This window comes from Carboxylicivirga taeanensis, assembly GCF_051851475.1.
GTDB lineage: Bacteria > Bacteroidota > Bacteroidia > Bacteroidales > Marinilabiliaceae > Carboxylicivirga > Carboxylicivirga taeanensis.
In genome coordinates this window covers 337,003-352,846 of record NZ_JBPUSJ010000005.1, presented here as the reverse complement: position 1 = coordinate 352,846, position 15,844 = coordinate 337,003, and the positions used below count along the sequence as shown (strand labels likewise).

The 15,844-nt window shown below is 41.8% G+C and carries 13 protein-coding genes; 7 read left to right on the top strand and 6 right to left on the bottom strand.

From position 1 onward, the window contains the following. Nucleotide 1: 1 nt before the first annotated feature. The 6 genes from ACSX1H_RS10355 to ACSX1H_RS10330 form a co-directional block, all read right to left on the bottom strand. Complete coding sequence (locus tag ACSX1H_RS10355; protein ID WP_439183797.1) at nt 2-1,273, bottom strand: hypothetical protein; 1,272 nt, start codon at nt 1,271-1,273, stop codon at nt 2-4. 167 nt (nt 1,274-1,440) lie between these two features. Then, entirely contained in the window at nt 1,441-2,118 is a 678-nt protein-coding gene (locus tag ACSX1H_RS10350) for a hypothetical protein (RefSeq protein WP_439183796.1), read from the bottom strand. Next, nucleotides 2,118-2,924 (bottom strand): metallophosphoesterase family protein, encoded by an 807-nt coding sequence (locus tag ACSX1H_RS10345; RefSeq protein ID WP_439183795.1) that lies wholly within the window; start codon nt 2,922-2,924, stop codon nt 2,118-2,120. Before ACSX1H_RS10345 ends, ACSX1H_RS10350 begins: the two co-directional genes overlap by 1 nt. A 361-nt stretch (nt 2,925-3,285) precedes the next feature. Next, nucleotides 3,286-5,193, bottom strand: coding sequence for a pyruvate carboxylase subunit B (locus tag ACSX1H_RS10340; RefSeq protein ID WP_439183794.1), 1,908 nt, complete (start codon nt 5,191-5,193; stop codon nt 3,286-3,288). Nucleotides 5,194-5,280: 87 nt separating this feature from the next. Then, nucleotides 5,281-5,466 (bottom strand): hypothetical protein, encoded by a 186-nt coding sequence (locus ACSX1H_RS10335; RefSeq protein ID WP_439183793.1) that lies wholly within the window; start codon nt 5,464-5,466, stop codon nt 5,281-5,283. 12 nt (nt 5,467-5,478) lie between these two features. Next, a complete protein-coding gene (locus ACSX1H_RS10330; protein WP_439183792.1) occupies nt 5,479-7,035 on the bottom strand; it encodes an acyl-CoA carboxylase subunit beta in 1,557 nt (518 codons plus the stop codon). 811 nt (nt 7,036-7,846) lie between these two features. Between ACSX1H_RS10330 and ACSX1H_RS10325 the strand changes: the two genes are divergently transcribed. The 7 genes from ACSX1H_RS10325 to ACSX1H_RS10295 all read left to right on the top strand — a co-directional run bounded on the left by ACSX1H_RS10325 (nt 7,847) and on the right by ACSX1H_RS10295 (nt 15,811). Beyond that, nucleotides 7,847-8,431 (top strand): DUF998 domain-containing protein, encoded by a 585-nt coding sequence (locus ACSX1H_RS10325; protein ID WP_439183791.1) that lies wholly within the window; start codon nt 7,847-7,849, stop codon nt 8,429-8,431. Between the two features lie 49 nt (nt 8,432-8,480). Next, entirely contained in the window at nt 8,481-9,194 is a 714-nt protein-coding gene (locus ACSX1H_RS10320) for an ankyrin repeat domain-containing protein (RefSeq protein ID WP_439183790.1), read from the top strand. Between the two features lie 241 nt (nt 9,195-9,435). Continuing rightward, nucleotides 9,436-10,854: an SDR family oxidoreductase gene (locus ACSX1H_RS10315; RefSeq protein ID WP_439183789.1), complete on the top strand. Its 1,419-nt coding sequence runs from the start codon at nt 9,436-9,438 to the stop codon at nt 10,852-10,854. Between the two features lie 208 nt (nt 10,855-11,062). After that, on the top strand, nt 11,063-11,917 hold the full coding sequence (locus ACSX1H_RS10310) for a helix-turn-helix domain-containing protein (protein ID WP_439183788.1): 855 nt from the start codon (nt 11,063-11,065) through the stop codon (nt 11,915-11,917). A 126-nt stretch (nt 11,918-12,043) separates the two neighbouring features. Continuing rightward, nucleotides 12,044-13,381 (top strand): amidohydrolase, encoded by a 1,338-nt coding sequence (locus ACSX1H_RS10305; RefSeq protein WP_439183787.1) that lies wholly within the window; start codon nt 12,044-12,046, stop codon nt 13,379-13,381. Nucleotides 13,382-13,392: 11 nt separating this feature from the next. After that, nucleotides 13,393-14,058 (top strand): ankyrin repeat domain-containing protein, encoded by a 666-nt coding sequence (locus ACSX1H_RS10300; RefSeq protein ID WP_439183786.1) that lies wholly within the window; start codon nt 13,393-13,395, stop codon nt 14,056-14,058. A gap of 649 nt (nt 14,059-14,707) precedes the next feature. Continuing rightward, nucleotides 14,708-15,811: a lipid II:glycine glycyltransferase FemX gene (locus tag ACSX1H_RS10295; RefSeq protein ID WP_439183785.1), complete on the top strand. Its 1,104-nt coding sequence runs from the start codon at nt 14,708-14,710 to the stop codon at nt 15,809-15,811. Nucleotides 15,812-15,844 lie beyond the last annotated feature (33 nt).

Genomic DNA, 15,844 nt, shown 5'->3' with positions numbered 1-15,844 from the left:
CTTAATATTTTAAACCTTTTATTGCCGGACGGTGCAAAGCACCACTCAACTCCAACACGATGGCATCACCTTTTCGGGGCAATGACTGCCCTGTCATCAACTCCAGAGTGGATAACCCATTTTGTATACCCGGCGCCAGGTTGCTTAGAATAATTGTTGCTGTTTCAATCTGCGAATCTTTTGGCGATAGCGGTTGCCACTGTACTTCCCCATGCAAGGAAAGGTTCAACAAAGATGATTGCAGTTCCGAATCGGTAAAAACCAGCTTGTTATTGATCAGTTGCGAATGAATGGCTAGCTTCCCTATTGTCACCCGGTCGAGCTTCAAACCCAGCAAGGCCGCCTGTGCCTCTAATTCCGCTTGCCGCCTCCCGGCATACTCGATGGTAAGATCCTCCAATAAAAAGCTGCTTTTCTGTCCTTTAACCTGCGGCTTACCGCTATTAAAGGTCATTAGAGCATCAGAACTAAGGGATAGTTTGCCAAGAGTGTACTTTCCGCTTGATGCTTTATCGCCCCATTGCATGCCTTTTTCTTTCAAATCTAAACTGAAAGACGACTCTGTTTGCCTCGGCTGCCAGCCGTGCCACCCATCGCCTGAGTAGTCCACCACAGCTGTGGAATTACAAGCTAGCAAAGCAGACTCCAGCTGAAAATTGAGCAGCTGTAATTGCCTGGCTTGCGGATCGAATTTAACATCAAGCTGCACCTGTTCAATATTGGTATAACGTTCAAATTGCTCCTCTGTAAACCCTAAGGTATTCCAGCCCGGCACCTGCGATAGCTTTAATCCTTTTGCTGAAACATAAAGCCGCTGAGCCTCGTCAGGGAAACGCCTGTTTATAGTTCTTATGTCATCAGACGTTAAAACGCCATCGAAATCAATGCAAACCTCATCGACCAATAGCTGACCGCCAGTTTTATCTACAGGCACCAATAGCTGTTTCGCTTTCATCCGCATGGATTGCAGCTGATCGATTTGCTCATTATTCAACAGGCGCATCACTTCCCGGTAGGGCATATCCAACACTAGCGATGCTCCTTCGGCTAACTGCTCACCAGTTAGAGAACGGATAACTATTCCTTTGCAGGTGACAGTAGAAAAAAGCGGATTGACCCGAATGTGCTCAATTTCGACCTGCACCAAGTCATTCTCCTGAGCCAGATGAGTGATTTTAGCCTCTATTTTTTTTGACAAAATGCGTCCGTAAACCCAATTACCTGCAAAAACCAGAATAAGGAGTAAACCAAAGGCGAAGAGCTTCTTCTTCATAAAAAGAATGTTAAGAATTAGAAGCACTAAAATTAGAAAAAAGCAGCTGTAAACAAAGTGGCATGGCCTTCACTTTTAGGGCTTCACCCTAAATTTAACCATGATTAACTTTTTTTGATGTCAAATAAGTAACAACACGTAAGAGCACTCAAGAAGTGCTCGTTACTTTAATTAATATAAATAGTTATTCCCAAAGCTAAAGACAAGGCCATGTGTGGTTTAACATACTTCGTTCGAATGGCCTCAAGAAGGTATGCATCAAAAGCCGACACTTCTGTATACAATCCAACACCCTCTATATGTTTACCTTTCAGAGGAACATAAAATTCGCCACCTACAAACGGCGCAAAGTGTATCATGTTCTGAAAATAGTACTCGTCAGGATAATAGTCGGGCAGCGATTTGAAGGTGTTATTGGTATTTCCCCAGTTGATAGAAAGCCCCGCGTAAGGTTTCAGGTATTTAAAAACTGGTTGTCGGGTAAAATAAAAACTGTTTTTTACCGAAATGCTTAGCACCCTGTTTTTACTTCCACCGAACTTTTCACTTAAGTAGCCAATAAATAATACCGGCTGATAGGTAGGTGATACTTCGTACCCAAACCCAACGGACATAAAACCGATACTTCCGGCATACTGCAATTTATATTGCTGAGGCAGGTACCATCTCTTTTTACAGGTCATCGAATCACGTGCAGCAACCGAATCATCATCCTCTTCCACATTGGCAGTCAATGGACTGACCTGATTTATATCATACGCCTGCGCTTCTGTATAAAAGGTGTTCATCAGAAGAAGGGCGAAAACAACAAGCCGGCCACTAATATATTGTAATAGATTCATCATTAATAATGTATGCGTTCCACAATAACCGTATCGGCCTGAATATCCAACACTATCAGCTCATTTCGAATAGGTGCTGGTACCGACAGGTAATTCACCTCCCCATAAGGTTGCGACCAGTTGTAACTATGGCCATGCCCGTGTATAGACAAAGGAATATCGTTACTTTCCATTATTTTATTATAAAGCAACTCATTACCTAAAGAGAACTGATCGTCCCACGGAGGTATATGCGCAAAGGGCAGCACATGCTTGTAGTCTCCATCATTTTTGAGGGCCGTATCGAGCCATTTAAAATCGGGATCTACAATGTTCTTTTCCCAGATAATGTCATCAAAAATAACAAACTTCACCTCCTTGTATTCGAAGAAAAAGTTGGACTGGCCAAACATTTCGGTAAAGATGCTGTACCCATTGCCCAAACAATCGTGATTCCCAATAAGCGTTATAACCGGTATATTGATGGTATTCATAATGTCACTATACCATTCAAACTCCCGACTGTTAGCACTTAATGTAATATCACCCAGGTGGATAACGAATTTATACTCGGATTGCGCATTGATAAAAGCGACCTGATCGACAAACTCATCATAATAGGTGTGAGAGTCACTAATCAGGGCAACCTTAAAGGGTTCAAACGTATCGTTTGCTGCAGGCAATAACTCGTTATAGTTACGCACATTCTGGTTCTTCCACTTGTTGGGAACAATGTTTTGATAAGGGCTATATTCTATAATCTCCTCACAAGACGTTAACACCCCTATGGCCAAAATTACTATTCCTATCCGGATCAAATATGTATTCATAGTATCCATTCTTCAACATTATCACTAATTGACTCATAAAAATGATTGCTCTGCAAAACTATTGGATTACTTACGATTAAGTATCCAAAAGAGTATGAGCTTCAATAAACAACGAACGAAACAGACCAGCTCTTGCATGAAGTTATTTCGCCAATCCTCTTTCGCTACTTCCAACTTCACTATTTGGATGAAAGTATGACTACAAATATATTAATTTATCTAGTTATTTCTATATCTATATTATTTGATGCATTTAGATTCATTATTAATCGGATGATATCCAGCCTAATAAATTTACAAAAAAAAAGGCAGACCGTACGGTCTGCCTCAATTTTTGGAGTATATTGTATTTCGGAGTTGCTTACGCTTCTTTTGGTTCAATCACCATTAACACATCTCCTTTGGCTACAGAGTCACCTGAGTCGAATTTGATTTCCTTCACAACGCCATCAACAGCTGCGTCAAGGTTGTTCATCATTTTCATAGCCTCAAGTACTACCACTGTTTCACCAGCTTTTACCTCTTCACCTACTTTCTTCTTAAACTCAACAATCATACCAGGGATTGGCGCAATCAGGCTTCCGGTTGCTTCCACTTCCTTAGCACCACCTTTTGCACGACGTGCACGTGGAGCAGCACCTGTAGCATTTGGGTCGTTGATTTCAACAGTAAATACTTCGCCATCGACCTTTACTTCCAGCTCGCGAGTTGCACCGCCATTGCCTTTTGACGTTAACTCGCCCGACAAAGCCTTACGTACCAACTCTTCTTCTTTCTCCACCTGCTCCATAGTCTTGGCCTGGAACTCAGCAGGTACTTCTTCCTGACCATATTTCCACTTCAGGAAGCGCTTACCAGTTACCGGATAAAGAGCACACAATACTTCATCATCAATATCCTTAGCAAAGTCTTTGAACTCCTCTTTTACGGCCTCCATTTCAGGCTCTAAGATAGAACCCGGACGAACAGTGATAGGCTCCTCACCACGAGCATAACCTTTCAAGGCTTTCTTCTGCACTTCAGGATTGATAGGGTCAGTCGTTTTACCATACAGTCCGTAGCAAAGGTCTTTTACCTCTTTAGTAATCTGTGCATACTCACCTTCGTATGAGTCAAACAATACGTTGTTTACTGTTTGTACACCAACAATTTGAGAAGTAGGTGTTACCAAAGGAATGTTACCTAAGTCTTTACGAACTTTTGGTAATAAACGGAATACTTCTGGTAACTTATCTAAAGCGTTCATTGCTTTCAACTGGTTCACCAGGTTAGATAACATACCACCTGGCGTTTGGTGAAGCAATACATTGATATCAGTAGTAGCGTAGTTAGGATTGTTATCCAGGTGCTTGTACTTAGGTATGTATTTCTCCATCTCTTCTGCAATAGCAGTAATTTTGTTGATGTCCATACCAGAATCGCGGTTAGTACCTAACAACGACATGATTAATGGCTCAACAGCAGCGTGTGATGTACGGTAAGCATAAGGCCCGATACAAGTATCAACAATATCCACACCAGCCTCAATGGCTTTGAAGATAGCCAAATCGCCCATACCTGAAGTAAAGTGAGTGTGCAGGTTGATAGGAGTATCAGTAATTTTTTTGATTTCGCGTACCAGGTTGTAAATATCATAAGGGGCAATCAAACCTGCCATATCTTTGATACAGATTGAATCCACACCAAACTCCAGCAATTCTTTCACCTTGTTTACGTAGTAGTCCATGTTGTAGATATCACCACCTAAACGAGGCTGGTTCAATGTATAACATACAACGCCCTGGAAGTGCTTACCATTGTCCTTAATTACCTGAGCAGCCGTTTCGAAGTTACGGTAGTCGTTCAGGGCATCAAAACAACGGAAAATATCCATGCCGTTATCAACCGCACGCTGAACAAATGCTCTTACCACATCATCGGCATAGTTACGGTAACCTACAACGTTCTGACCGCGCAATAACATTGAAAAAGGTGTTTTTGGCATGTGCTTCTTCAGAGTGCGCAGACGCTCCCATGGATCTTCGGCCAAGAAACGGTGCATGGTATCAAATGTAGCACCACCCCATGTTTCAACAGCGTTATACCCTGCGTTGTCAATCATTTCGGCTACTGGCAACATGTCTTCAGTACGTCCGCGGGTTGCGAATAGTGACTGGTGACCGTCGCGTAAACTTACATCATTAATTTTAATTGGATTTGCCGCTTTAGGACGGTCAGCTCCAAACTCTAGTGGAGCCATCTCCAAGACTCCGTGCTTATCGTAATTCATTTTCTTCGATTTTTAAAGTGCATAGTGTGCAGTGCCAAGTGTTCGTTCACTCACTTCTGCCCTCTGCCTGTTACTACTTTTCTTACCTTAAGCGCGAGAACGTAATAAACGACCACGACGCTGTACCATAGCCCGGTTATTCATTATCACCTCTTTTCCGGCCGCTTTCCATGAATTAACAGTTGTTACTTCATTATTTTTAGCTGCTTCCTGCTCAAGGTAATAAGCTACAGCGATCATTGCCGCTCTTCTCTTTTTTTCTCTTGCTGTCATAGTACAATTGTTTTACAATGGAATGTTTCCGTGCTTCTTAGGAGGTAACACCTCAGTCTTAGTCGACATCACTTCAAGTGCATCGATCAGGCGCTGCCTTGTTTCACTTGGCAGGATAACATCATCAATATAACCACGCTTAGCAGCCAGGTAAGGCACGTTAAATGCGTCTTCGTATTCTTTAATCTTCGCATCCGTCATTGCCTGACGATCTTCTGCTTCTGAAATTTGCTTGCGGTAAGTCGAAATCACTTCAACGGCACCTTTAGCACCCATTACAGCAATCTCGGCTGAAGGCCATGCAAACACCATGTCGGCTCCCAGAGGCTTCGAACACATCGCCAAGTAAGCACCACCATAATCTTTACGGGTTACAACCGTGAACTTAGGTACGGTAGCTTCGGCGTATGACCAAAGTAATTTAGCCCCGTGACGAATAATTCCATCCCACTCCTGAGCTACACCTGGCAGGTAACCTGGTACATCTACAAATGTGATCATTGGAATGTTGTAAGCATCACAGGTACGTACGAAACGCGAAATCTTATCCGAAGCATCGATATCCAAGCAACCGGCCTGAATCATTGGCTGGTTGGCGATGATACCTACTGAACGGTTATTTAAGTGACCAAAACCAACAATAGCATTTTCAGCATAGTGTTCGTGCACCTGCATGAATTCACCATTATCAAGTACCGACTCGATAACAGCTACCATGTCATAAGGTGTTTTTGGATCATCTGGTATAATTGTATCCAGCTCTTCACACTGACGGGTCGGATCATCGCCCATAGGAATTTGAGGAGCTTCTTCTAAATTATTATTTGGTAAGAACTCTAACAGTTCTTTTATAGCTTCAATTGTATCTTCATCACTGTCGCAGGCGAAATGTGCGTTACCGCTTTTTGAGTTATGCACCATAGCACCACCTAACTCCTCCAGTGTTGTCTCCTCACCGGTTACCGTTTTAATAACGTTTGGTCCGGTAATAAACATGTGGCTCTGCTTTTTCACCATAAAGATGAAATCAGTCATTGCCGGAGAATAAACAGCTCCACCAGCACAAGGCCCCATAATGGCTGAAATTTGTGGGATAACGCCTGATGCACGCGAGTTACGCATAAAAATCTCACCGTAGCCTTTTAATGCATCTACACCTTCTTCAACACGCGCACCACCAGAGTCGTTTAACCCAACAACAGGAGCGCCTGCTTTAACGGCCAAATCCATTATTTTGCAAATTTTAGCGGCATGCATTTCCCCTAAAGACCCACCACGAGAGGTAAAATCCTGAGAGTAGGCAAATACAGGACGACCGTTTACTAAACCGTGCCCCACAATTACACCATCTGAAGGCACCTCAACTTTGTCGAGACCAAAGTTTACTGAGCGATGCTCTACAAACATGTCAACCTCTCTAAAGCTACCTTCGTCAAAAAGAACGTCAAGACGCTCACGAGCCGACAGCTTGCCTTTTTCATGCTGCTTTGCTACACGTGCATCGCCGCCCATTTTTTGGACTTCTTCACGTCTCTTTTTAAGTAGCTCAATCTTTTCAGATACTTTCATAAATACAGATAGTTTACAATTACACCAAAAATTCTTTAATTGTCATTTGTGCTGTCAAAAATATATACTACAACTGATAAGTTGGCCTTTTAAATGTTAAAAAAATGAAAATTCAGGATTTATTTCTTTAATTAAAAGCATTCTACAAAACCTGCCCAAACATTTTATAAAAAATCAGATGGAGGAATTATTTGCTTATAATTTATAAGTATTATGCTGAATTTATTTGAAAACTGTTTTCAGACACTTACCAACTCCCAAAGCACCATTTCAGATGTGATTATCCAGCATGCCGCCAACAATACAGGCGCAAACCTCATAACCCTCACAACCTCAATTCCATTAGCCCATCGCCTTCCTAACTTACGGTCCAATAATCTGTAGATGTTTAAATCCGAACAACATCACTTTTCCTGCCAGGCGTATTGTCATTAACACAAACTATGTCATGCACACACCTCCTTCTGTAAATAATGTTCCAAATAAGTTAATGACCATTTTCAAGGAGATGGCGCATTGAATTTTGCACAGGTAACATCCTTATCAGAAAGACTGTAAGTATCTTTAGCCATAAACAAGAGAAGCCTGCTTGCCTTTAGCACCGTCCATTCGGCGAAATACTTTCTATCTAAAATAATATTTTACATCTTTATAATTTACAATTAACATTAACCGCATGGCACATTATAGAGTATTGTAATTTTCCTCAAAAAATAAGCACCAATGGCGGTTACAAGCAAGGAAACATCCAAACAGCAAACGAACAAAAGCCTTGGTTTTTATTCACTACCTCAAAGAAAATACTAGCACCATGAAAAATCTTCTCATTAAACAAGCCATCTATGTACCCATCCTGTATTTTGGAACAGTGATTATCGCCAGCCTGTTTGCATCAAATTACAGCCATATTGGACAACACGCAAGCGAACTGGCTGTTAATAATGAACAAACGGCGGTAAAGATTTTTACAATTGGCATTTTCACTACCGGACTAGCACTGATTTTTTATAGTCTTGGCTTACTCCTGAAATTCAAGAGGCAATTTCTGCTCACAGCCCTGCTAATTGGTATTTTCGGATTAACATTTCTATTTGGGGCTTGCTATAAAATTGGTTCCCCCTGGCACGGGCTATATGGCATTGGTCTGTCCATTATGCTTCTTCCCCTTGCTTTCCTATACGAGTTACGAGATAAAAACAGGACAAAAGCAACAGAAACGCTTTCAATCCTGGCCACAGTCGTTATTTTTCTCTATTTCTGGGCTATGATTGCCGGCTTAGATCCGATGGAAAAACGCGGCCTCACACAGCGTCTTTTCGGAATAGTTGTTTTCGGATACATTGCCTTTTCAGCCTATACGCTGGCAAAACTAAAACCCGAACACAATCCGCTTTAGTAAGCACCTGAAAACAATAAACATTTATATAACAGACAACAACACGCACATGAAAGTATTTTTAATTTTAATCGCAGGAATTTTTTGGAGTTCCACCACCTTCTCTCAATCGCTATTTGAAGCCATCGAAAACAGAGACCACGATGAATTAGAGCGCCTGATCAAAAAGAGAGCGAAGCTTGATAAACCCAATGCAGATGGAGTCACTGCTTTGTGGAAAGCTGCCTTAATACCCGATACCGTTTCGATGAACATTTTATTAAATAAGGGCGCCAACCCTAATGCTCCTACTAAAGGAGGAACAACACCCATTTTTATTCCCACCTTAAACGGAAAGACTGAGCTCGCCCATCTGCTTATTCAACATGGTGCGGATGTGAATTACAATAACAACCAGTACCATTTAAGTCCTTTGAGAAATGCAGCACGAAACGGGCACCTCAATGTTGTAAAGCTCTTGGTTGAAAATGGGGCCGACATTGATGCCCGGGCTAAAGATGAGGCCACGGCTTTGGCTGTAGCCTGCGGAAAAGGACATATTGACGTTGCCAAATACCTGATTGACCAGGGAGCCAACATTAATGCCGTTGACAAGGATGGCGACACCCCATTAAGCAATGCTTGCGCAAGAGGGCGCTTAGACATTGTGAAACTCTTGATAACCATTGGCGCCGACAAGCACATTGTTAACAACAAAGGATATACAGCCAAAGATGTTGCACGCAACTCTGGTTTTCCTAAGCTTGCTGAACTATTCCAATAACTAAAAAGAAGTCGCATTTCAGTTATCTGAACACAAAAGCCAATAAAACAGTCGAACGAGCATTCATATGGGGCATCGCCCTGAGATACCTGGGATTAAAATGACGGCTTCAGCGCTTTTAAGGCCCAGAGCACAAAATTGCCCTTTTCATTCTCAAAACTTAGCCTTATTTTTAACAGGAGCATGCAACTATCACTGCTTGCTCCTGCTTACGCAATGCACGTACTAAAAAATCACCATCATGAGAATTTTGCTAACCGGCGCCACCGGGTATATTGGAAAAAGACTGCTCCCTGTGTTGGTTGACAAAGGCCATACGGTTATTTGTTGCGTTCGGGATAAAAGCAAATTTCATGTAGAAAGCTCAATCAAACAGAAAATTGAAGTTATTGAAATAGACCTGACTCAAAAAGACAAGCTTAGCAGAATACCCCAAAGTATTGATGTTGCCTATTACCTGGTTCACTCCATGTCCACCTCCAAAAATTACAGCGAACTGGAAAAAGTATCGGCAATCAATTTCAGAGAAACGCTCAACACCACCAATGCAAAACAAGTCATTTATTTAAGCGGCATTGTCAACTCCCAAACCCTATCAAAACACCTTAACTCACGAAAAAATGTAGAAATTGAATTAGGCCGGGGAACATATGCACTCACCACCGTTCGGGCGGGCATCATCATCGGCTCTGGCAGTGCATCATTTGAGATCATTCGCGATTTAGTTGAGAAATTGCCGGTAATGGTTGCTCCGCGATGGTTAAAAACAAAGTGTCAACCCATCGGAATATCAGACGTGATTAAAATACTAACCGGCCTGATTGATAAAGAGCAGGTATTTAATAAAAGCTATGACATTGCCGGCAGAGATATTCTTACCTACAAAGAAATGCTTTTGGCTTTTGCCGAAGTTCGGGGCCTAAAAAGATACATTTGGACAATACCACTGATGACACCAAAACTATCATCGTATTGGCTGTACTTTGTCACCTCAACCTCCTACAAGCTAGCTGTATCATTGGTTGACAGTATGAAAGTAGAAGTAATAGCCAAAGATGACGAAATCAATAAAATACTCAAGCTCGAGCCCTTACCTTATAAAGACTGCATTAAGCAGGCATTTAAAAAGATAGAACAAAACGAAATTGTTTCCAGCTGGAAAGATTCCACCATTAGCGGAAGACTTAATTTTAAAATCTCAGATTACATTAAGGTGCCGCAGTTTGGCTGCTACAAAGACATTCGCATAAAACCGGTAGCCAATCCACCTCGCTGCCTTGAAAAAATTTGGCAAATAGGCGGTTCAACAGGGTGGTATTATGCCGATTGGCTATGGAGACTAAGGGGGCTGATTGATAAACTGTTTGGGGGTGTGGGCCTGAGAAGAGGCCGTACCAACCTGAACAGCATCAAAGCTGGCGATACACTGGATTTTTGGCGAGTACTGTATGCCAGTAAGTCGGAAATGCGCTTACTGTTATTTGCAGAAATGAAGCTGCCCGGAGATGCCTGGCTGGAGTTTCATATTCAGGAGGGCCAGCTCATTCAAACAGCCACATTCCGCCCTAAAGGACTATTGGGGCGAATGTACTGGTATTTTGTACTACCTCTGCATGGCCTAATATTTAAAGGCTTAATCCGGGAATTGACAAAACCATAAAGTCAAAATAATACTTACAAACGTGTTAGACAATACGGCTGATAATTAAACCGGTTGCATTGTAGCAACCTATGTCCTCTTTCTAACGCATTGGGCATTTTCCAGATTTTTTTAATACATTTCATATACTCGTGGACGTTGGCGGGCACAAACTTGCTGCGTAAGACATAATACATCATGCTTTATTACACCTTATAGGTTTACCATTATGCTAAACGAAAAAAAGGGCTCAATACCTGTTATCAACCTAGAAGAATTCAGAAAAGGACAACTAGCCGGAAGAGAAGAAATTATTTTTAATGAGCTAAATGGCGAAAGGCATATAGAAAAGCCACATAAACATGATTTTTTTATCATCATTCTATTTACCCATGGCCGGGGCATCCACAATATCGATTCGGTGGATTATGCAGTGGGCGACCGCGAAGTGCATGTGCTTTTTCCGGGACAAATTCATAAATGGGATATAAAAGCAGAAACCGTTGGCGATCAACTCATGGTGGCTCAACCATTTTTCGAACATTTTGCACCTTATTTCAGGTATTCATTTACCAACTACCAAAGCCATCCGGTTATTCAATTAACCGAGAAAGCGTTTAACCAGCTACTTTATGAGTTCAATGCCATTAAAGAAGAACTAAAAAGAAACAACTCACTGGCACAACTCATCAGCGCCCGTGCTGCCGTAATTGCTGCCATAGTGAGCAGGGAAGCCGAAAATGAGTTTACGGAATTTAAAGTCTATCAATCCAATCCGAGGCTGGCCAGGTTTAACATGCTGATTGATGAGTACTTTAAGGAGCAGAAAAATGTTACTTTCTACGCCGATCAACTTCATATTTCAGCCAATTACCTGAACATCCTGTCGAAAAAACACCTTAAAATACCCGCCACCCAACTGATTCAACAACGCGTATGTACCGAAGCCAAAAGGCTTTTACAAAGCACTCCCCTTTCCATCAAAGAAATAGCGTTTGAATTGGGATTTACCGACCATGCCCATTTTTCAAATTTCTTTAAAAATAAAATTGGCATGCCCCCTTCTGCGTTTCGCGAAAAGTGATAAAATTTACAACTATTGAAAGAAATCGTTCACGTGTTAATGCCACCGGGAGCTTTACCTTTGTCAGTATCAGGGGTTTTTACAATCAATCAGCATAAAGCTGCAAAAACAAGAAATGAATCAGGCATGAAACAGACAAACATAACACGCAAGGATTTCATCAGAAATTCAGCATTAAGCATTGCAGGACTAACACTCACTCCACTACTAATGAACACACAAGCAAGCAATCCCAAACTTAAAGAAAAGGACCTGTCAACTGGTCATTATGTTCTAAAGAATGTACGCCTCGAAACGGGCTTTGAATATGAAGAGGGCGAAGTGAGCGCCACAAAAACAAAGCTTTTCGCTGTTGAAATAGAAAATGGAAAAATAAAAAAAATAAGCGCCAACAAGCCAAATAACAACAAAGCCATTGATGCCAAAGGAATGCTGATGCTTCCCTCCTTTAAAGACATGCACATCCACCTGGACAAAACATTATACGGCGATAGATGGCAGGCAGTAGCAAAAAGAAAAGGTGGCATAAAAGGGATGATCGCATTGGAACAGCAGATATTACCCGACTTGCTGGAGAACTCTACTTACAAAGCCGAAAAAATGATTGAACTGCTGCAATCGAAGGGAACCGCTTTTGCACGCAGCCAGGTCAACATTGAGCCCACGTCGAAACTGCAATCGCTCAAGAATCTGCAGGCGGCCCTTGCCAATAAGCAGAATAGTTTTGGAGCTGAGCTGGTGGCCTTCCCTCAACATGGCGTCTTCTATACCGATTCAGCGGCCTACATGAAAGAAGCGGCTCAAACAGACATCGATTTCATTGGTGGCGTTGATCCATATACGATTGACGGAGCCATTGAAAAAACAATGGACTTCACCATTCAACTGGCATTGGACCACAATAAAGGCATCGATATCCACCTGCATGAAACAGGCGAATCCGGCTTAAAAACAGCTGAATACCTGATCGATAAAGTCAATGAAAATCCAGTACTAAAAGGTAAAACCTATTTGAGTCACTGTTTTGTTCTAGGCAAGCTGGATGCCGCAAAACAAGAAGAAATGGCTGTAAAACTGGCAGAAGCACAAATTGGAATCATCTCAACCATCCCATTCGGCCGATTGGTTATGCCTATCCCCACGCTGTTTAAGCACGGTGTTAAGGTAATGACGGGCAATGATAGTATTGTGGACCATTGGAACACCTTTGGCACAGGAAGTGTGTTGCATAAAACCAACCTGGCGGCCCAATTATACGGACAGGTAACTGAGTTTAATCTATCGAGAATGTTAAAACTGGCCACAGCCGGCCCTATGCCGCTTGATGACAAAGGTAATCGTCAATGGCCCAAGGAAGGAGACGAGGCCAGCCTGGTATTAGTAGATGCCAGCTGTTCGGCAGAGGTAATCGCACGTATGTCGCCCATTCAATCCTTGATTTACAAAGGAAATGTAGTTTATTAACCAGACGAATAATGAGAGTTCTGATTTTTACCCTGCTACTTGCAGCCACATCAGTATTGTGCTATTCAAAAACGACTAAGATGATATTCAACGAGACAGATATAATTGTGTTTGTACAAACCAATAACATAGAAGGCGTTGCGGATTTACTTAACAAAGGCGCCAATGTTAATACAAGCGATAATAATCAGCGCTCCCTGCTGTTAATTGCAACGCAAGAAGGCCTTACGGAGATGGCCGCCTTACTGGTGAAGCACGGTGCCGACGTTAATCAGCAGGCCGATAATTTAGACAGCCCTTTTCTGTATGCCGGAGCAAGCGGGCAAACAGAGTTGGTTCAGCTTTTTTTAGACCATGGCGCCCGGTTCGATATTTTCAACCGCTACCATGGTTCTGCACTGATACCTGCCTGTGAACGCGGCCATGTGGAAACGGTTCGTCTTTTGGCAAATACCAAAAACTTTCCCATCAACCACATTAACCGCCTTGGCTGGACAGCCCTGATGGAAGCTGTTATTTTGGGTGATGGCAGCAAAAAATACCAGCAAATTGTGCAAATACTGAAAGAAGCAGGCGCTCAGTTAGATATTGCTGACAACAATGGCATTACACCACTTCAGCATGCTGAAGTAAGAGGCTTTAAAGAAATTACAGAGCTACTCAAGCGTAAGAAATAGCTGTGATTTGTATTACTAAGTCCGATCAAACCAACTTTATACTGCCAGGCAAATATCCAAAGCAGGAAAAGAAGGTGATTCAATAAGCGTATTTTTAAAAGCTTAGAGAGGCAAATTATTCTATATCTGTCCTATTGCCTCTCTAAGCATCTTTACTTGTATCAATCAATACGCATCAAAGGTTAGAATTTTCTACTCTATCAAAAGGGATTTCATACTTAGAACCATGAAAAAAGATGGCAAGCCTGATAATAGTCACCTGTCAACTCTTAGTTAGCCTACTTATATAATCTCAATTCAATACAACACCAGTCGTGTAACCGTGTGAGAAATAAATACCAGCATGGCACAGCATTGTATGCGCTTCTATATTTAATATAATTTAACACATTTAGCTACTAGAACTCACCACCCAAAAGCGCCAACACGCCAGACGCTCCTGCTTAGCAACTGCCGCATGAATGATTCACTCCCAGGGCTTAGTGTCATTTCTTTTATTTACTAATCAACTATTTAAGCTCATCAGCAAAGCTTCAAAAAGCCATGCCTGAGTCCAATACCCATTAAAGAATATTTAAGAATTCTTTAAAATCATTACTCTACATAAATATTTACGCCCGCTTATTGTTTGTAGCTTTGTAAAAAAAAGATGTTTTGCGAGTTAGAGAAAAAAGACCTTGAAGAGCTAAGAGCTACAAATATTTTACCTCAAACTCCGTTCTGGGGACGTGTAAAAAAAGAGCAAGGTTTTATACCAAAAGGATTTGAATTAACAATTTCGAAAAAAGTATTGCTAAGCAATGGAAGCTCTCTGGAAAAAAAAGACGACGACCTACTCATCTTAATTAATTACATTGATGGTAACCGTTGTTTTGCCTACGTGCCTTATGGGCCCGAGATAGAGCCGAGTTATGAAAATCAGGGCATATTTCTGGAGCAGCTATCTGAGGCTTTGAGATCCTACCTGCCCGGCAACTGTATTTTTATTCGCTATGATCTTAACTGGGAAAACCAATGGGCAGCAGAAGATGACTACTTTGATAATTCGGGCAACTGGGTGGGCCCTCCTCCTATTCACACACAGGAATATCGAGTAAATTTCAACACCATCAACGGAAAACTCAAGAAAAGTGTTGTCGACAATTTACCCAAAAACACCTTCTTTCTGGATTTGACCCACAATGAACAGGATTTGCTTTATAACATGCGGTACAACACCAGGTACAACGTAAAGCAGGCCCTAAAAAAGGGAATTAATGTGCGTGAGTATGGAATTGAGCACATGAACGATTGGTATAAATTGTACACAGAAACAGCCAGCAGGCACAATATGCCCATGCAAAATCAGGATTATTTTTCAACCATTCTGAAGAATCAGGACAACAGTAAAAATGGTGTCAACGTTAAAATGTTAATGGCTGATTACAATGGAGAATTTTTGGCCGCCATGTTTTTGGTACTCTCCAACCAGCGGGGCACCTATCTGTTTGGGGCCTCTTCAACCTGCAAGAATAAACCAATGGCAAGCTACCTACTTCAGTGGGAATCCATCAAAATGGCTAAACAGCTGGGATGTACCGAATACGACATGTTTGGTTCGGCACCCAACCTTAATAAATCGCACCCTTTACACGGGGTTCATGTTTTTAAGAAAGGGTTTGGAGGCGATATCTACCACCGCATGGGCTGCTGGGACTACCCCTATCAGCAGAAAGAATATGATTTATATAGAATTTTTGAAATGAAGAATTAACCCGGTTTACAGCCGGTCAATAAGTGGTACAAA